Source organism: Microbacterium longlingense (assembly GCF_058349825.2).
Genome location: NZ_JBYRJA020000003.1, coordinates 268,058 through 284,659, shown reverse-complemented (window position 1 = coordinate 284,659; position 16,602 = coordinate 268,058). Strand labels below are relative to the sequence as shown.

The window sequence follows — 16,602 nt, the reverse complement described above, 5'->3', positions numbered from 1 at the left end:
GGCCTGCCTGTGGGCGGCGCGGCCCCGTCTCAGCGAGGCGGAGGTGTCGCAGGGCGGGGTCTGTGGGGAGGGTTGCCCGCCGAGCGCTCGGCGCGGTGCCCGGCGTCTTTCCTTTCCGGAAAGTCGCGACTAGAGTTTCCTATATGGAAAATGATGATCCCACGGCACGCGAGGCGCTCGAGGCCCTGGCGGCGGTGCGAGAAGTCAACGCGGAGAGACTGCAGCGGCCTCGGCGGTACTGGGTCATGCTCGGTCTCTTCCTGGCGGTCTTCGCACTCATCCCATACCTGGCGGGATTGCCCGCTCTGGTCCAGTTCGCCGCGCCCGGTGTGTTGATTCTCGTGATCCTGCTCGTGGCAGCGTGGAAGCAGCCGACCGCCGTCAGAAAGATCCGGCTCTCGGGACGGATGAGTCTCCAACTCGTCGGGTTCGCGGTTCTGGCCGGCATCATCGGCGGGGGGAGCCGGGCTGTTTTTGCTGCACAGGGCTGGTGGTGGCTGCCTCTGGTCTCGGCGGTCGTCCTGTTCGTGATCGTCATGACGCTCGGCCGGATGATGGATCGTTCCTGGGCGCGTCAGGTGAGTGATGCCAGACGGTGAGCGTCGGGCGCTTCCGGCACTCGACACCGTCATCCACCCGATCCCGCGGCTGCGGATCTGCGCGCTTCTCGACCCGGTGACCGAAGAGGAGTTCGGCACCCTCCGCGACCTCCTGCAGACCACCGACTCGGCGCTGAGCAAGCAGGTGAGCACGCTCGTAGACGCGGGCTACGTGACTCAGCGGCGTGCGGCCCGTGGTGGGCGCAGTCGAGTCTGGGTGGCTCTCACCGCATCGGGCCGACACGCCTTCCGTCAGCATCTCGACGCCCTCGCGCTCCTCGCCGCCGCGCAGCGCTGAGGCTGCCGGAGCGGTCGTCGATCTCGCCCCGAGCGGATCGATCCCGGGGCCCGTGCGGGCTCAGCCGGAGCCTGCCGAGCGAGCCGACGTGAAGCGATCGCCCACCGCCTGCGACAGCCGGCTGAGGAGCACGGCGATGATCGCAGCGACGGCCACGGCCGCGATGCGGCCGGAGGCGACCGCGGTAGTCGGACCCTCCGCGCTGCCGAGCAGGAGCACGGCGGGCGTCAGGAATGTCACGAACAGGGTGTACTCCCCGGCGAGCTGATAGGCGACGCACAGCACCGTGAACACGACTCCGGCGATCACCGGAAACGGCATCGGCAACAGGGAGAGCAGGGCGCCTGCCAGTGCGCCGATGATCGTCCCGACGACGCGGTCGCGCGCGCGACCGAAGCGATCACCGGGGCCGACCGCGATGATGACGCAGAAGGACAGCAATGCCCAGTCCGCGAAGGGGAGCGCGAACAGATCCGCGCCGATGACGATCACCCCGGCGCCCAGGGTGAGCACGGCTCCGTGCCCGAGCCGCTCGGAGAGGGGGCGCGTGGTCGTCTGCGGCGCATGGTGCTTGGGTAGGGCCGCGCCCAGCGCGAGCATCACCCCGGCGCCGATGATCGAGCCCGCGGCCACCTGCCAGAACTGGGTGTCCCCTTGGGCGAGGCCGGCGAACACCACGAAGTTGACCGGAGACCGGGTGATCGTGGCCCGTTCCCCGGTCTGGAGGAGCGCCTGGGCGACGCACACGGCCGCGAGCCCGAGCAGCGTGGCCCACAGGCCGATACCGCCGAGGAAGAACCCGAGCAGGGCGACCGCGACCGCCCAACCTCCGGCGATGAGACGCTCTGTCGCGTGCGGTGCCCGCACCGAGGAGATCAGCAGCACCATCGCGAGGTACTCCGCCGAGGCGACCGCTGCTCCCGCCTGCCAGAACACGGCGCCGAGTACGACGGACGCGATGCCGACGACACCCACCGCCATCAGGAGCGTGCGGGGCGGGAGTGCGGGGAAGAGCCGGGGAACGGCGGACATGGCGTCGTCCTCGGGGTGGGGGCGGCCGGTGGCGATGAGACCAACATAGCGATCACGCCGCCCGGTGAACAGCGCACGAACCCCCGGACACCGCGACGCGACGCGCGGGAAACAAATTCTCCGCAACGGGAAGTACGCGCATACATCGGGGCTATGATCGCGACATGTCGACGTCGCTTCCGCAGATCCTTCCCCGGCTCGCTCCCCGTGACAGGGGCGTGGACGCCCGCGGCGTCGAGGACTTCCTCGACGCGATCGAGGCTGCCGGCATCGAGCTGCACAGCCTGATGATCGTGGTCGACGGCTCGGTGATCGCGGAGTCGTGGTGGCGTCCGTACGACAACGAGACTCCGCATCTGCTCTACTCGCTGAGCAAGAGCTTCACGTCCGCCGCGGCGGGAATCGCGGAGGGGGAGGGCTTGCTGCGCATGACCGACCGGCTCGCCGATCATCTGCCCGAGGCCGCCGGATACGGCGACGCGACCATCGCCGACGCCCTGCGCATGTCGGTGGGCCACCTGTTCGATCCGGTGCTGGATCCCAGCCAGGACGTGGCAGTCGACGATGCAGGTCTGCGACGTCAGCTCGCCGCGTACGTGCCAGAGCGCCCAGCGGGAGAAGTCTTCACCTATGACCAGCTCGCGACCTTCGCCGTCGCCAAGATCGTGGAGAAGGTCTCCGGCTCGTCGCTGATCGACTACCTCCGCCCGCGCCTGCTCGACGCGCTCGGTGCGGCGGAGGCCAAGTGGGCGGGCGGCGACAGCAACCCCGGGTTCACAGGTCTGTATCTGCGGACCGAGAGCATCGCGGCGTTCGGCCAGCTGCTGCTGCAGCGCGGCGCGTGGAACGGCGAACAGCTGATCCCTGCCGCCTGGATCGATGCGGCGACCACGACGCGGATGCCCAACGACGCCGCGCATCGCTTCCCGCCCGGCCAGCCCGTCGACCGAGACAGCTCCCTCGGGTATGGCTACCAGTTCTGGATCGGCGATCACGGCTACCATGCCGGCGGCGCCTTCTCCCAGGTCTGCCTCGTGCTTCCCGGCGCGAACGCGGTCGTGGCGATCACCGCATCCACGTCGCTCGGCCAGACGCTGCTCGACGCGATCTGGACCCATCTGCTCCCCGTGCTGCAGAACCGCGTCGGCGACGAATCGCACGCGGAAGCGGCCGACTACCGCGCCGGGGCGGACGCCGCTCTGGCGAACCGGCTCGCCGCATCCTCCGTGCCCGTTCCCACCGCCGGGCTCGCGCCGCTCGCGGCCGTGCAGGGGAAGGCGGCATTGGGACTGCTCGCCGGAGTGGTCACGGGTCTGCGGGGTGAGGAAGCGCCCGCAGGCTGGGCGGAAGCGGCCGCACACGCCGCCGCCTGGGGGGCGCACGCTGTCGCGGTGCAGCAGGAAGTCGGCCGGGACGACGGCGAGCTGGCCCCGGCGGCGTCGCGCGATGTCTCCGATCTCGTCTTCCATCGCGCGCCCGCGGACCCGCAGGTTCCGGACGTGCGGTTCGGAGGCCTGGGGGGCGTCGATCTGCCGGAGCTCGCCGAGGTGCGCCTCGACGGAGACGACCTGCTCCTGGGGTTCGAGCAGGGAGTTGTTCGGCTGCGCGTGGGCGATGACACTTGGTCGCGTGGCGACGTCTCCGTGCCGGGGAGCTCGGCAGCGGCCCCCGCGGTGCCCTTCGCCGTGCGTGGCGGATGGAGCTCGAAGGGTTCTTTCGTGGCGGAGATGCGCATGATCGAGGGTCCCCACACCGGATACCTCGTGCTCGACCCGGAGGCGGCGGCGTTCTCGTTCTTCTGGCGCGAGCCGGTTCTGGTCGGTCGCGGCCTCGACGGCTACCAGGTCTGACCCGGCCTGCCGGCGCAGGGTGTGCTCAGCTGCACCCGCAGCTGCGGCGCAGCACGAGCGACACCGGGAGCACCACGTCGCGCGGGGGAGAGCCGTTCTCCAGCGCCTCGGTGAGCAGGCCGACGGCTTCGCGGCCGAGCTCGTCCATCGGCTGGCGCACCGTCGTCAGCGTCGGGGTGGCGAGGCGGCCGGCGTCGATGCCGTCGAAGCCCGTCACGGCCACGCGCCCGGGAACGTCGATGTCGTGAGTGCGCAGCGCGGCGAGCACCCCGAGGGCGGTCTGATCGCTTGAGCACACGATCGCGTCCGGCAGGCCAGCGGCGAGCCCGGGAAGCGTGTCCCCGGCGTTCTCCAGCGCGTCCCGGGTGCCGGCCCGGGAGCCGGTGTCGACCAGCGGAGCGTCTGGCACCGGCAGATCGTGCTCCCGCAGAGCGCGCGCAAACCCAGCGAACCGATCCTCGTGCTCCGCGCCTCTGACCGGGCCGGCATAGGCGAGCTGCCGGGCGCCGTGCGCCTCGATCAGATGCGTGGTGACGGCGCGCATCCCGCCGAAGTCGTCGACGCGCACCGACGATGCCTCGACTCCGGCGGGCGCGGGCTGGGAGACGAGCACGAGCGGCATGCGACGGCACAACAGCGCGAGATGATTGTCGTCGATCGTGGCGGGCAGCACGATCAGCCCGTCGCTGCGGCGGGCGATGTCGTCGAGGTCGACGCCCCGCTCCGCGCCGCTTTGCCATCCCACGGCCAGCGGCAGCCGTCGCAGCGTGCACTCGAGCTCGACGCCGTGCAGGACCTCGTCGGCGTAGAGCGGATACAGCCGCGGCTGATCGTTGTTCTCGCGCACCTCGACCACCCGCCCAGCGCTGCGTGAGGGCGGGGTGCGCTCCCACTCGTCCGGTTCGTGCCCACTGAACGAGTAGAGCCCGATGCTGCCGGACCGGCGTTCTGCGAGACCCCGCGCAAGGCCGCTCGGCAGGTAGCCGAGCTCGCTGACCGCGTGTTCGATCCGCGCGCGGGTCTGTTCGCTGAGCTTGTCCGGCGCGCGGAAGTACCGGGAGATCGACGCGGTCGAGACGCCCGCCGCCGCGGCGACGTCGTAGACAGAGGGGCGGTGTGCGGCCATATGGTCACCCTCTCTCTCGGTCGTCTCATGTTAGAGCGTGGGAACGCCCGGTCTGAGCCCGGTGCGTCGGGGCGATCACGGGTTCGCTGTTCCGGATGCGCGTTGTCGCCGAGGCTCGCCTGCGGGAGGAACCCGGGCTTGTATCCCATTATGTACGCGCGTACACTCGCGAAGTGATGAACGACAGAGACAGTGTGGTCCGGGCGACAGAGGATCGGTCTGCGGCACCTTCCGAGCCGCGTGACGTCCGGCGATTCCCGGACGGATTCCTGTGGGGCGCAGCGACCTCTGCGCACCAGATCGAGGGGAACAACGTCGGCTCGAACTGGTGGGCGCGCGAGAACGCCACACCGCGGGATGTGCCTGACCGCAGCGGCGATGCCGCCGACGGCTTCCACCGCTACCCCGAGGACATCGCGCTGCTCGCCTCGCTGGGGTTCGGCAGCTACCGCTTCAGCATCGAGTGGGCGCGGATCGAGCCGGCGCCCGGCGCGTTCTCCCGCGCGATGCGGGACCACTATGCGCGGGTGATCGCCGCCTGCCGCGACAACGGTCTCGTCCCGGTGGTCACGCTGCACCACTTCACCAACCCGTTGTGGTTCGCGCAGCGCGGCGGGTGGGCGGCGGAGGACGCAGCCGAGCGGTTCGCCGCCTATGTGCGCTTCCTCGCGCCGATCCTCACCGATGTGCCGTGGATCTGCACCATCAACGAGCCCAATCTCCTCGCCGGGGCTCCGGACGACCCGCGCACCGGCGCCGCGCTGCCCTCCCTGCCCGCACCGGATCCCTACGCCACCGCCGGCATCATCGCCGCGCACCGGGCGGCGGTCGGCATCCTGCACGCCGAGACTCGCGCGGCCGTCGGCTGGTCGATCGCCGCGCAGGCCTACCACGCCGTGCCCGGAGCCGAAGAGCACATGCTGGCGTATCGCTACCCGCGGGAGGACCAGTTCCTCGAGGTGTCCCGCGACGACGACTTCGTCGGGGTCCAGGCGTATCTGCGTACCTTCATCGGCGCTGACGGCCCGGTGCCGGTGGCAGCGGGCGTGGAGACGACGCAGATGGGATGGGAGTACTTCCCGCAGGCGCTGGGCATCGCTGTTCGTCATGCCGCAGCGATCAGCGGCCGCCCCGTGCTGGTCACCGAGAACGGCATCGCCACCGCCGACGACGCCCGGCGTGTCGACTACACGATCGGCGCCCTCACGGCCCTGCACGAGGCGATGGAAGACGGCGTCGATGTGCGCGGCTACCTGCACTGGTCCGCGCTGGACAACTATGAGTGGGGCAGCAACCGTCCCACCTTCGGTCTCATCGCGTGGGATCGGGAGACCTTCGCCCGCCACCCCAAGCCCAGTGCTCGATGGCTCGGCGGCGTCGCCCGCAGCGGACGGTTGACGCCCCCCGCTCGCAACAGCGATCACCCGGTCGCACCAGCCAAATCCGTTCAACCGACTCGATGAGGAGTCTCATGTCCCCGCACGAAGATGTCGCCGCACCGCCAGAGCCCAGCGGGGAGACCCCGGTAGACCTCACCAAGACCGGCGCCCTCGCCGTCGCCGAGACGGTGCCGGGGGAACGGCAGAGCCGGGCCTTCTGGGTGTGCTTCGCGCTCGCGTGGGGCGCGACCGGCGTCGCGCAAGGCGTCACGGCCGTCGCCGTGCCGCAGCTGCTCAGAGAATGGGACCCGGCGACGGCCTCCGCCAACCTCAGCACGATCCTCACCATCGGCGGCTTCGCGACGCTGGTGGTAACGCCCATCTTCGGTCGTCTCAGCGATCGCTCCCGGTCGCGGTTCGGCCTACGCCGGCCGTGGATCCTGCTGGGATCGATCATCGCTCTGCTCGGCTACCTCGCCCTCGCTGTCGCGCCGTCGCCGGGGTGGCTGTGGATCGGCGTCGTACTCAACTACATCGGCTGGGGAGCTGTCGCGATGGCGCAGCACAGCCTGTTCGCCGACCAGATCCGTCGTCGCATCCGGGCGATCATGTCTGCGGTCACCGGTGCGGCGGCGACCGTGGGCATCCTCCTGGGCACGACGGTCACCGGTCAACTGGCGTCGGCTGGCCAGGCGGCGATGTTCCTCGTGCCGGGCGTCATCGCCGTCTTGCTGTCCTTGACGCTGTTCCTGACGCTGCGCGATCTGCATCGCACCGACGCCCCGGAGCCGTTCGATCTGCGCGCTCTCATCAGCACGTTCTGGCTGAGCCCGCGGCGCTATCCGGATTTCGCGTGGGCGTGGGTCTGCCGTTTTCTCATGACGGCGTCGATCGTCACGGTCACGAGCTACCTCTACCTCACGATCGCGGGACGCTTCGCGATCGATGACGCGGCCTCGATCGCCGCGGTGCAGACCCAGGCGACGCTGGTGTTCACGGTCTGCAATCTCGGGTTCGCTTTCCTCTTCGGCGTGATCTCCGACCGCACAGGAAGACGCAAGCCGAGCGTGGTCTTCGGCGCGCTTCTCAGCGCCGCCGGACTGCTCATCGCCGTCGCGACGCCCGGCATCCCGATCTTCCTCGTCGGGATCGCGCTCGTGGGAGCGGGGCAGGGTGCGTACATCTCGGCAGACGTCGCGCTCATGACCGAGTGCCTGCCGTCGGTCACCGAAGCAGGGAAGGACCTCGGCATCGTCGCGCTCGCATATCTGCTCCCCGGTATCGTCGTGCCGGTCTTCGGTTACGTGCTCACGCACATCGGCTCGCCGACCGGGCAGAATTTCGTCGCGCTCTACGTTGCAGCCTTCGTGATGGCGGTATTGGCCGGCATATCGGTGTTGAAGATCAAGGGAGTGCGATGACGCGAGACAGCGTGATGACAGGATCGGATGCGCCGGTGGGCGTGAGCACCACAGGGGCGCGATACATCACCGGCATGCTGTGGGTGATCGCACCGCTGTGGTATCTGCTGTGCGAGGCGGTGACGGCCGGAGCATTCCACGGCTACTCCTACGCCGCCTTCTACATCAGCGACCTCGGTGTGGCCGAGCATACCGATATGGACGGACGCGTGCTGGCATCCGAGATCCCGCAGGTGATGAATGCGGGCTTCATCGGCACCGGGCTGCTGTTCCTCCTCGGCCTGATCGTGCTGGCACCGCACCTGCGGCGCGGCGCGGCGCGGCGGGTGCTCCTCGCCGCGGGCATCGTGCATGCGGTGGGCATCGTGTTCGTGGGTCTGGTGCCGGGCTCGCCGACCAACGTCGAGAACGGATTGATCGCGATCCACGCCCTGGGGGCGGTCTGCGCGATCGGTGGCGGAAACCTCGCGGCGATCGCATCCGGCCGCGCTCTCTCCGGCATCGCCGGGACGACCGTCCTGCGCCGGGTGGGGCCGATCCTCGGAGCGCTGGGATTCGTGAGCGCGATCCTGCTGACCATGCACGTCGTGCTGCCGGACGGCGTGTGGGAGAGAGGTGCCGTGTACACCTTCGTCCTCTGGCAGCTCACGGCGGGCGTGCTGTTGCTTCGACGAGGGCGGGAGGCCTCGTGAGCCGTTCGCGTGGGCGCTGGCGGCAGCCGCGCGTCGACCCCGCCGTCACCGCTTTCGAGCGGACCACGGCTCCTCTGAAGGCCCGTGAGCCCAAAGCCGCTGCGGGCCGGCGCCGGATCGCCCAGCAGAACGACGACCGGATCCAGCAGGCCCTCGGCGTTCGTCCGCCCGCGACGGCGACCGCCGACCACGTCGTTCCCGTCTCCGGCGCTCCCGATGTGCGCGTGCGCGTCTACTGGCCGGGAGCGGAGCAGACGGCGGTCGGCGCCGGGCTCCCCGTGCTCGTCTATTACTACGGCGGCGGCTTCACGCTCGGCGGCATCGACTGGATCGCGTGGGACGCCCGGCTGCGCCGGCGCGCCCAGGACGCCGGCGTGATCATCGTCGCGCCGGACTACGCCCATGCGCCAGAACAGCGCTTCCCCGTGCAGCCGGAGCAGTGCTGGGCGGCGTTCGAGTGGGTGTGCGCTCACGCGACCGACCTGGGCGGCTCCTCCGAACGCATCGCGGTCGGCGGTGCGTCCTCCGGGGGCAACCTCGCAGCGGCGGTGACCCTGATGAACCGCGATCGCGCGCGGCGTCCGATCCGGATGCAGATCCTGGAGAACCCGGCGCTGGACCTCACGATCGGCCATGCCGACGCCGGCGGGATGGGGCGTGGCGTGCCGCACACGATCCTGGCGAAGGTGGGTCGTATGCTCGTGAGGCAGTACGTCGGCCGTGCCCGCCGCAACGCCCGCGACCCCTACGCCTCGCCGTTGCTCGCTTCGTCGCACGCGGACCTGCCGCCCGCGGTCATCTTCACCGCGGAGCTCGACCCGCTTCGGGGCGACGGAGAGGCCTACGCGCGGGCGCTGGCTGCGGCGGGGGTTCCGGTCGCTGCGGTGCGCTTCATCGCGCAGACCCACGAGTCGCTGGGGATGCCCGTTTCCTCCGCGGCGGGAGATCTCGCGCATCGGCTGTGGGCGTCGGAGGTGGCGCGGCTCGGTGATGACGCACCTGCCGGAGCGCACCGGACCGCCGGCTGAGACGCTCGGGGGCCTGCGGGGCTCCGGTCCTGCCGACCCGGCCAGGGATTCGGGGCGCGGGAACAGGCATGATTGCTACCCTCGTGATCATGCCGCCCACAGCAGTCGAGATCGATGGTCTGGTCAACTTCCGGGACACCGGCGGCACCCTGATCAGAGGGGGCGGGCAGACCCGGCCAGGCGTGCTGTTCCGCTCCGACGCTCTCGCCCCGATCACCGAGCGCGGGCTCCAGGCACTGGCCGACAGCCCGATCGGTGTCGTGGTGGACTTCCGTACCCCGGCCGAGCGGCAGATGGCGCCGGATCGGCTGCCGAACACGCGTCCGTTCCGGACCGTCGATCTCTCGATCCTCGCGGGTTCGGTGGCGGACATGGCGGGGGAGCTGATCGGCGGAGACCGACCGAGCCCGGAGCGTATCGCGGTGGCGCTCGCCGCGCTCCCGACGCTCGGACAGCTCTATGTCTCGATGCTGACGGCCGGCGCAGCGGCCTTCGCGCGCGTCGCGCGTCTCGTCTCCGCCTCGGATGACACCGAGCCGACGGCCGTGCTTGTGCACTGCACGGCGGGCAAGGACCGCACCGGTGTCGCCACCGCGCTCGTGCTCGACGCCGTCGGCGCAGAGCGCGACGCGATCGTCGCAGACTACGTGGCCTCCGAAGCGAACCTCGCCGGAGCCTGGGCCGAGCGGATGATGGGCATGATCACCTCGCTCGGACTGCCGGTCACCCCGGAGCTGGAAGACCTCGTCATGCGCACCCCTGCCGACGCGATGGGGGAGGCCCTGGGGTGGATCGACGAGCAGTACGGCAACACGGCTGGCTACCTCGCGGCAGGGGGCCTCTCCGAAGGCGAGCTCGCTGCGCTGCGTTCCCGCCTCGTGGCCTGAACCGTGCACAGCCTCTTCCTCGGCGCGATAGCGCTCAACGTCTACGCGACGCTCCTGGTCCTGCTGCGCTCCTGGGTGTACGGCACCCGGCTGTACCGGCCGATGCTCTGGAACATCTGGCTGTCGGTCGTGCCGATCCTGATCGTCATCGGCGTGATGCTCGCGAGCCCTGCGCTGCTGGGCTTCTCTCTCCCCATCGGGTTCGTGGTGATCGGCATCGCGGGGATCCTGTGGCTTCTCATGCTTCCGAACGCGAGCTATCTCATCACAGAGCTCAATCAGTCGCACCGCAACGAGGACGACCCCGTGCCCCTCTGGTACGACATCATCCTCGTGATCTCCCTGGCGATGTCGGGCGTGGTCAACACCGTGCTCAACGTGTTCTTCGTCCAGTTGCTGGCGGCGACCGCGATCTACGACGACACGGTGGCGAGCCTGTTGCGGCCGCTCGTTCTCACCGCGGTCGGCATGGTGATGCTGTTGCTCGGCGTCGGGATGTATCTCGGCCGCTATCTGCGGCTCAACAGCTGGGATGTCCGGCATCCGCTGTCCTTTCTCCGCAAGGTGCGGGCGCACTTCGCGGAGCGCGGCAATCTCCTCGCCGCGATCGGCTTCGCCCTGACATACGCGATCTTCCTGGCGCTCATCTACCTCGTCACGGTGGTTCCGATGCTCGAGGTGATGGTGATGGCGGAGGCCATGCGAGCCGGGTGAGCGGATGCCGGGGGCTCGGTACCCTGGTCGGGTGACTGCGCGGCCCCCCTTCCGGATATGGCGTGCCCTCGATCACCGGTGCGCCCTCGATCACCGGCGCCCCACGGGAGAGGCGGCGCGCGATGGCCGGTGAGCGCGTCCCGCCCGGCTACCTGCTCACGACGCTCGTCTACGACGTCGACGAGCCGCAGACCTGGCCAGACGACGTGCATCCCGAGCACGAGCTGCTGTGGTCGCTCGAGGGAATGGCGCGGCTCGAGGCCGAGAACCGCACGTGGGCGATTCCGCCGGCGCTGGCCGTGTGGATCCCCGCCGGCGTTCCGCACACCGCGTCGGCCGAGCGCGGGGCGCGCGTGCGGGCGACCTACTTCACCGTGGCCGCGGCCAACCTCCCGGCGATGCCGCGCACGGTGACCGGGGTCGCGATGACCGAGCCGCTCCGCGTGCTCCTCGAGCACAACCTGGAGGGCGCCCTGGCCGACGAGAGCGCCCGGCTGCGACTGCAGCGCGTGATCCTCGACCTGCTGGTGCCCGCGCCGCACGAGTCCTTCGAGCTGCGGATGCCGCACAGCCCACATCTGCACATGGTGGCCAGCGCGATCCTCGCCGATCCCGCCGACGACCGCACCACGGCCGGCTGGGCGTACGAGTGCGGCGTGCACGCGCGCACGCTGGCGCGGCAGTTCGAGGCGGAGACCGGTATCACGCTCACGCAGTGGCGGATCCTCGCGCGGCTCCAGCTCGCGATCCAGGAGCTCGGTCACGGACGCTCGATCGTGTCTGTTTCCCGCACGATCGGTTACCGCAATCCCAGCACCTTCATCGACCACTTCCGGGCACTCACGGGGCAGACTCCCGCGGAGTACGCGCGACAGGGCAGGGGTGGCGGGGCGGACTCCTGAGTACCGAAACCGGTACAACTGGTTCCTCCGGCGGCATGCCCTCTTGACTAGCTTAGGTCAGGCAACCCTTACCGAGCCTTCGCGGTGCTGCGCCCGGCATCCGCTGCGATCACAGGAGTCCCATGTCCCCGCTCACCTCCGCGCCCTCGACCAGCAGGATGCGCCGCCTCGCCGGCATCCTGACCGCCTCCGTCCTCGCGCTCTCCCTCGCCGCGTGCAGCGCGCCCGACGCGGGCGGCGACGCCGACGCGGGCGCCGCCGCCCCCGCCGGGCCCCGCGTCCACGAGAGCGCGTTCGGCCCGGTCGAGCTCCCCGACACCATCGAGCGCATCGTCTCGGTCGACTTCTACACCCCCGCGGCGCTGATCGACCTCGGCATCGAGCCGGTGGGCGTGGTCAACAGCTACTTCACCGAGGGGGCTGCGATCCCCGAGGAGTACCAGTCGGCCGTGGCTGAGGGAGGAGCCCAGTCGATCGGCGAGTACTACGAGCTCAATCTCGAAGCGGTCGCCCAGGCCAAGCCCGATCTCATCCTCGCCACCAGCGACTTCCTGCCCCTCGACGATCCGCTGCGGGCGGAGCTGGAGAAGCTCGCCCCGATCCTCACCTTCGAGGCGCGCGACGGGGAGAGCTGGCGCACGCGCGCTGTCGAGCTTGCGGAGATCCTCGGCAAGGAGGCCGAGCTCCAGCCGCTGGCCGAGGCCTACGACCAGCGCCGCGACGCGATCGCGGCGGAGTACGCCGACGTGCTCGACAGTCAGGCGTTCACGGTGTTCGTGCCGTTCGCGGAGGAGTGGGGCACGTACGCGGACACGCACTTCTCGACGCCGATCCTCCGCGACCTCGGCGCGACCTTCCGGGAGCAGCAGGACGACGAGGTGAACGAGGCGAGATTCCCGAACTGGTTCTCCTACGAGAGCCTCGACCGCCTCTCGAACGCCGACGTGATCCTCGCCCTGGCTCCCAACGACGAGGTGGGGGAGTCGCTGGAGAAGAACACGATCTGGCAGAACCTGCCCGCCGTCGAGAACGGCCTCGTCTTCGACTACATCCCGATGGCGCCGACCGGCTCGTACGGGTGGGCGCTCCAGAACCTCGACGATCTCGAGGCGCTGCTCGCGCAGGTCCGCGCCGCGCTCGACGCCCGGGGCTGAGGTCCCTGCCGACGTGCGGGCCGATGCACAGGATGCCGGAGACCTGACCCGATGCCGTTGAACGACACCGTCGCGCCCACGGTCGCCGCGACCGGGCAGAAGCAGCCGTCGCGCGTGGTCGCCACGCGCGCGCTGTTCCTGCTCGTCGCCGTGGTGCTGCTGGTCGCGGTTTTCCTGGTGAGCCTGTGGGTCGGCGCGCGCGGCATCGGCTTCGCGGAGGTCTGGCGGGCGCTCTGGCACCCCGACGGCGGCGAGACCTCCTACATCGTCCACGAGATGCGGCTGCCGCGCGCGGTGCTGGCCCTCGTGGTGGGAGGCGCGCTCGGCGTCGCCGGGGCGCTGATCCAGGCGCTCACCCGCAACCCGCTGGCCGACACCGGCATCCTCGGCGTCGGCGCGGGGGCGAGCTTCGCCGTCGTCATCGGGGTGGCGTTCTTCGGGATGACGGCGTTGTCGCAGTACCTCTGGTTCGCGTTCGGCGGGGCGATCGTGGTGACCCTGCTGGTCTACGCCCTCGGATCGCTGGGCTCGATCGGCGCGACCCCGGTGCGCCTCACGCTCGTCGGCGTGGCCCTGGGGGCGCTCCTCGGCGGCATCACCTCGGGCATCACGATGCTCAACCCCGACCGCTTCGAGGATCTGCTGCGGTGGAGCGCCGGCTCGCTCGCCGGCCGCGGCTGGGCGACCGTGGCGACCGTGGCTCTGCCGATCGCGATCGGCCTGCTCATCGGTCTCGTCTCCGGGCGGCCGCTCAACGCGATCTCCCTCGGCGACGACGTGGCCCGCTCGCTGGGCGCGAACGTCATACGCACGCGCATCCTCGTGATCATCGCGGTCACCCTCCTCGCGGGGGCCGCGACGGCGGCCACCGGGCCGATCGGCTTCGTCGGGCTCATGGTCCCGCACGTGGTGCGCTGGTTCACCGGTCCCGATCAGCGCTGGATCATCCCGTTCTCCGCGGTCGGCGCCGCGCTGCTGCTCCTGGCGTCCGACGTGCTCGGCCGCCTGCTGCTCGCGCCCCAGGAGCTCGAGGTGGGCATCATCACGGCCTTCGTCGGCGCCCCGGTGCTCGTGGCGCTTGCCCGGCGCAAGAAGGTGAGCTCGCTGTGAGCGCGCGCGCCGCGGGTCCCGTCGAGGTCGACTTCGGTCATCGGATGCTGTCCGCCCGGCGCGCCCGCTGGTCGTGGAACGTGTCGCTGCGCGGCGTGCTCGTCACGCTCGCGGTCATGGCGCTGACGGCGGCCGGGATCGTGGTGTCGATCTCGACCGGAACCTACGACATCCCGCTCGGCGATGTCGTGGGCGGGCTCCTCGGCACCGCCGACGACGGCACGGTGCTGGTCGTGCGGGAGTGGCGGATGCCGCGGGCGCTGCTCGCCGCGCTGTTCGGCATCGCCCTGGGCATGAGCGGGGCGGTCTTCCAGTCGCTCACGCGCAATCCGCTCGGCTCGCCCGACATCATCGGCTTCTCGTCCGGCTCGTACACCGGCGCGCTGGTCGTGATGCTCGTGACGGGCGGGGGATACCTGGCCGTGGCCGCGGGGGCCCTCGTGGGCGGCGTCGTCACCGCGTTCGTGGTGTTCGTCCTCGCGTACCGACGCGGGGTGCAGGGGTTCCGGCTGATCATCGTCGGGATCGGTGTCTCGGCCATGCTCGGCGCGCTCAACACCTATCTGATGCTCAAGGCGACGCCCGAGCAGCAGCTCACCGCCGCGGTGTGGGGCAGCGGCTCGCTCAACGGGCTCACGGCCGACACCCTGGTGCCGGTGCTGATCGTGCTGGCCGTGCTTCTCGTCCCCGCCCTGGCGCTGTCGCCCGCGCTGCGCGTGCTCGAGCTCGGCGACGACGCGGCCGGCTCCCTCGGCGCGCATCTGACGAGCGCCCGACTGGTGGCGATCGTCACGGGCATCGCCCTCATCGCGCTCGTGACGGCGTCCGCCGGTCCCATCGCGTTCATCGCGCTCGTGGCGCCCCAGATCGCCCGGCGTCTCACGCGGTCGGCCGGCGTCGGCGTGGTCGCCGCCGGCGCGATGGGCGCGCTGCTGCTCGTCATGAGCGACTTCATCGCCCAGCGCCTGTTCGCCCCGCTGCAGCTGCCGGTCGGCATCATCACGGTCTCGGTCGGCGGGTTCTACTTCGTCTGGCTTCTCGTCCGGGAGACCAGACGCCGATGACACGACAGGAAGGCGCACCCCTCATGCCCGCCGCAGCATCCCGCTTGCACGCCGACGACGTGACGATCGGATACGACCACCGCGTCATCTCCGAACGGCTGGACGTCGAGATCCCCGACGGCTCGTTCACGGTGATCGTCGGCCCCAACGCGTGCGGCAAGTCGACGCTCCTGCGCGGCCTCGCCCGCCTGCTGCGCCCGGTGTCGGGCACGGTCGTGCTCGACGGCCGCGCGATCCAGTCGATGCCGGCGAAGGCCTTCGCGCGCGAGGTCGGCCTGCTGCCGCAGACCTCGCTCGCGCCCGACGGCATCGTCGTGGCCGACCTCGTTTCGCGCGGGCGATACCCGCACCAGGGCATCATCCGGCAGTGGTCGGCGGATGACGCGCGGGCCGTGGCGGCCGCGCTCGCCGCCACGGGCACCACCGAGCTGTCGACGCGCCTGGTCGACGAGCTGTCGGGCGGGCAGCGCCAGCGCGTGTGGGTGGCAATGGCGCTGGCTCAGGAGACGCCGATCCTGCTGCTCGACGAGCCGACGACCTTCCTCGACATCGCCCATCAGATCGAGCTCCTGGAGCTGTTCCGGCGGCTGCACTGCTCGGGGCGCACGCTCGTCGCCGTGCTGCACGACCTCAACCACGCTGCCCGCTACGCGACCCACCTGATCGCGATGAAGGACGGCCGCGTCGTGACCGAGGGCGCGCCGCGCGACATCGTCACGGTCGAGCTCGTGCGCGAGGTCTTCGGGCTCGAGTGCATGGTGGTTCCCGATCCGGCGGCCGGGACGCCCCTGGTGGTGCCGCTGGGGTCCGCGGCGACGTAGATCCGGCCGTTGCTTGTATCGAGATGATGATGGAATGTGTGCGAGGGGTGACCACGAGGCCCCGTCGGCGGGCTCACGTCTGCATGAAGGGCGAGTGGACAGATCCCCGGGATGGGGCGGATCTCGTGCCCTGATCTGGCTGTTCAGGGGCACGCCCATGATCACAAGAATCACCTCCGCCGGAGTCATCGACGCTTTCGTCGGCTCCCAGAGGGCGCGCGTGACGACGGTCGCGCGTCTCCGCGACGTTCCGCCGACGACCATGAGGTTCTGGTGCTCGGGCTTGACCTCGTCGAGCACCCGCAGTGCACGCTCGCGCATCTCGGGCGGGGACTTCTGATTCATCGGTTCCATCCCTGCTTGAAGAACGGAACGAAACCCAGCGCGATTCACGTTGCCGTCCGCGGAGGTCCTCGACGACACGCGCGGAGGCCTTTCACAAGCCGTGTCTGCGTTTCACCGGCAGGGCGCGTGCGCAGGGTGGAGGCTCGCGTGGGTATGACGGATCACGCAGAGGTCGGCCGC

At 70.4% G+C, this 16,602-nt stretch carries 16 protein-coding genes; 14 read left to right on the top strand and 2 right to left on the bottom strand.

Features of this window, described 5'->3' with window-relative positions:
• Nucleotides 1-143 precede the first annotated feature (143 nt).
• Nucleotides 144-599 carry a hypothetical protein gene (locus tag AC3RXY_RS06595; protein WP_491510099.1) on the top strand — a complete coding sequence of 152 codons (456 nt, stop codon included), beginning with the start codon at nucleotides 144-146 and terminating at the stop codon, nucleotides 597-599.
• A complete protein-coding gene (locus AC3RXY_RS06590) occupies nucleotides 586-897 on the top strand; it encodes a transcriptional regulator (protein WP_491510098.1) in 312 nt (103 codons plus the stop codon). The genes AC3RXY_RS06595 and AC3RXY_RS06590 overlap by 14 nt, the downstream gene beginning before the upstream one ends.
• A 60-nt stretch (nucleotides 898-957) precedes the next feature.
• On the opposite strand, the gene AC3RXY_RS06585 is transcribed toward AC3RXY_RS06590, so the two are convergent.
• Nucleotides 958-1,929, bottom strand: coding sequence for an FUSC family protein (locus AC3RXY_RS06585; protein WP_491510097.1), 972 nt, complete (start codon nucleotides 1,927-1,929; stop codon nucleotides 958-960).
• 164 nt (nucleotides 1,930-2,093) lie between these two features.
• On the opposite strand from AC3RXY_RS06585, the gene AC3RXY_RS06580 reads away from it, so the two are divergent.
• Nucleotides 2,094-3,779, top strand: a complete 1,686-nt coding sequence (locus tag AC3RXY_RS06580) for a serine hydrolase domain-containing protein (RefSeq protein ID WP_491510096.1) — start codon at nucleotides 2,094-2,096, stop codon at nucleotides 3,777-3,779.
• Between the two features lie 25 nt (nucleotides 3,780-3,804).
• Here the strand turns inward: AC3RXY_RS06580 and AC3RXY_RS06575 are convergent, their stop codons facing one another.
• Nucleotides 3,805-4,905, bottom strand: coding sequence for a LacI family DNA-binding transcriptional regulator (locus tag AC3RXY_RS06575; protein ID WP_491510095.1), 1,101 nt, complete (start codon nucleotides 4,903-4,905; stop codon nucleotides 3,805-3,807).
• A 176-nt stretch (nucleotides 4,906-5,081) separates the two neighbouring features.
• On the opposite strand from AC3RXY_RS06575, the gene AC3RXY_RS06570 reads away from it, so the two are divergent.
• The 11 genes from AC3RXY_RS06570 to AC3RXY_RS06520 all read left to right on the top strand — a co-directional run bounded on the left by AC3RXY_RS06570 (nucleotide 5,082) and on the right by AC3RXY_RS06520 (nucleotide 16,077).
• A complete protein-coding gene (locus AC3RXY_RS06570; RefSeq protein WP_491510152.1) occupies nucleotides 5,082-6,368 on the top strand; it encodes a glycoside hydrolase family 1 protein in 1,287 nt (428 codons plus the stop codon).
• Nucleotides 6,369-6,376: 8 nt separating this feature from the next.
• Complete coding sequence (locus AC3RXY_RS06565) at nucleotides 6,377-7,705, top strand: MFS transporter (protein WP_491510094.1); 1,329 nt, start codon at nucleotides 6,377-6,379, stop codon at nucleotides 7,703-7,705.
• Complete coding sequence (locus AC3RXY_RS06560; RefSeq protein ID WP_491510093.1) at nucleotides 7,702-8,397, top strand: DUF998 domain-containing protein; 696 nt, start codon at nucleotides 7,702-7,704, stop codon at nucleotides 8,395-8,397. The genes AC3RXY_RS06565 and AC3RXY_RS06560 overlap by 4 nt, the downstream gene beginning before the upstream one ends.
• Nucleotides 8,394-9,425 carry an alpha/beta hydrolase gene (locus tag AC3RXY_RS06555; protein WP_491510092.1) on the top strand — a complete coding sequence of 344 codons (1,032 nt, stop codon included), beginning with the start codon at nucleotides 8,394-8,396 and terminating at the stop codon, nucleotides 9,423-9,425. Before AC3RXY_RS06560 ends, AC3RXY_RS06555 begins: the two co-directional genes overlap by 4 nt.
• A gap of 89 nt (nucleotides 9,426-9,514) precedes the next feature.
• Complete coding sequence (locus tag AC3RXY_RS06550; RefSeq protein WP_491510091.1) at nucleotides 9,515-10,312, top strand: tyrosine-protein phosphatase; 798 nt, start codon at nucleotides 9,515-9,517, stop codon at nucleotides 10,310-10,312.
• Nucleotides 10,313-10,315: 3 nt separating this feature from the next.
• Nucleotides 10,316-11,026, top strand: a complete 711-nt coding sequence (locus tag AC3RXY_RS06545; RefSeq protein WP_491510090.1) for a DUF1361 domain-containing protein — start codon at nucleotides 10,316-10,318, stop codon at nucleotides 11,024-11,026.
• Nucleotides 11,027-11,148: 122 nt separating this feature from the next.
• Nucleotides 11,149-11,928, top strand: a complete 780-nt coding sequence (locus AC3RXY_RS06540; RefSeq protein ID WP_498224495.1) for a helix-turn-helix domain-containing protein — start codon at nucleotides 11,149-11,151, stop codon at nucleotides 11,926-11,928.
• Nucleotides 11,929-12,050: 122 nt separating this feature from the next.
• Entirely contained in the window at nucleotides 12,051-13,082 is a 1,032-nt protein-coding gene (locus AC3RXY_RS06535) for an ABC transporter substrate-binding protein (protein WP_491510088.1), read from the top strand.
• Between the two features lie 51 nt (nucleotides 13,083-13,133).
• Nucleotides 13,134-14,192: a FecCD family ABC transporter permease gene (locus tag AC3RXY_RS06530; protein WP_491510087.1), complete on the top strand. Its 1,059-nt coding sequence runs from the start codon at nucleotides 13,134-13,136 to the stop codon at nucleotides 14,190-14,192.
• Nucleotides 14,189-15,256 (top strand): FecCD family ABC transporter permease, encoded by a 1,068-nt coding sequence (locus tag AC3RXY_RS06525; RefSeq protein ID WP_491510086.1) that lies wholly within the window; start codon nucleotides 14,189-14,191, stop codon nucleotides 15,254-15,256. The genes AC3RXY_RS06530 and AC3RXY_RS06525 overlap by 4 nt, the downstream gene beginning before the upstream one ends.
• A 23-nt stretch (nucleotides 15,257-15,279) precedes the next feature.
• On the top strand, nucleotides 15,280-16,077 hold the full coding sequence (locus tag AC3RXY_RS06520) for an ABC transporter ATP-binding protein (protein ID WP_491510085.1): 798 nt from the start codon (nucleotides 15,280-15,282) through the stop codon (nucleotides 16,075-16,077).
• The last annotated feature ends 525 nt before the right edge of the window (nucleotides 16,078-16,602 follow it).

What these genes read in the sequence shown, in the direction of transcription:
- AC3RXY_RS06595 (WP_491510099.1), top strand. Translation starts at nt 144, where the DNA reads ATGGAAAATGATGATCCCACGGCACGCGAGGCGCTCGAGGCCCTGGCG.
- AC3RXY_RS06590 (WP_491510098.1), top strand. Translation starts at nt 586, where the DNA reads ATGCCAGACGGTGAGCGTCGGGCGCTTCCGGCACTCGACACCGTCATC.
- AC3RXY_RS06585 (WP_491510097.1), bottom strand. Translation starts at nt 1,929, where the DNA reads ATGTCCGCCGTTCCCCGGCTCTTCCCCGCACTCCCGCCCCGCACGCTC.
- AC3RXY_RS06580 (WP_491510096.1), top strand. Translation starts at nt 2,094, where the DNA reads ATGTCGACGTCGCTTCCGCAGATCCTTCCCCGGCTCGCTCCCCGTGAC.
- AC3RXY_RS06575 (WP_491510095.1), bottom strand. Translation starts at nt 4,905, where the DNA reads ATGGCCGCACACCGCCCCTCTGTCTACGACGTCGCCGCGGCGGCGGGC.
- AC3RXY_RS06570 (WP_491510152.1), top strand. Translation starts at nt 5,082, where the DNA reads ATGAACGACAGAGACAGTGTGGTCCGGGCGACAGAGGATCGGTCTGCG.
- AC3RXY_RS06565 (WP_491510094.1), top strand. Translation starts at nt 6,377, where the DNA reads ATGTCCCCGCACGAAGATGTCGCCGCACCGCCAGAGCCCAGCGGGGAG.
- AC3RXY_RS06560 (WP_491510093.1), top strand. Translation starts at nt 7,702, where the DNA reads ATGACGCGAGACAGCGTGATGACAGGATCGGATGCGCCGGTGGGCGTG.
- AC3RXY_RS06550 (WP_491510091.1), top strand. Translation starts at nt 9,515, where the DNA reads ATGCCGCCCACAGCAGTCGAGATCGATGGTCTGGTCAACTTCCGGGAC.
- AC3RXY_RS06540 (WP_498224495.1), top strand. Translation starts at nt 11,149, where the DNA reads ATGGCCGGTGAGCGCGTCCCGCCCGGCTACCTGCTCACGACGCTCGTC.
- AC3RXY_RS06535 (WP_491510088.1), top strand. Translation starts at nt 12,051, where the DNA reads ATGTCCCCGCTCACCTCCGCGCCCTCGACCAGCAGGATGCGCCGCCTC.
- AC3RXY_RS06530 (WP_491510087.1), top strand. Translation starts at nt 13,134, where the DNA reads ATGCCGTTGAACGACACCGTCGCGCCCACGGTCGCCGCGACCGGGCAG.
- AC3RXY_RS06520 (WP_491510085.1), top strand. Translation starts at nt 15,280, where the DNA reads ATGCCCGCCGCAGCATCCCGCTTGCACGCCGACGACGTGACGATCGGA.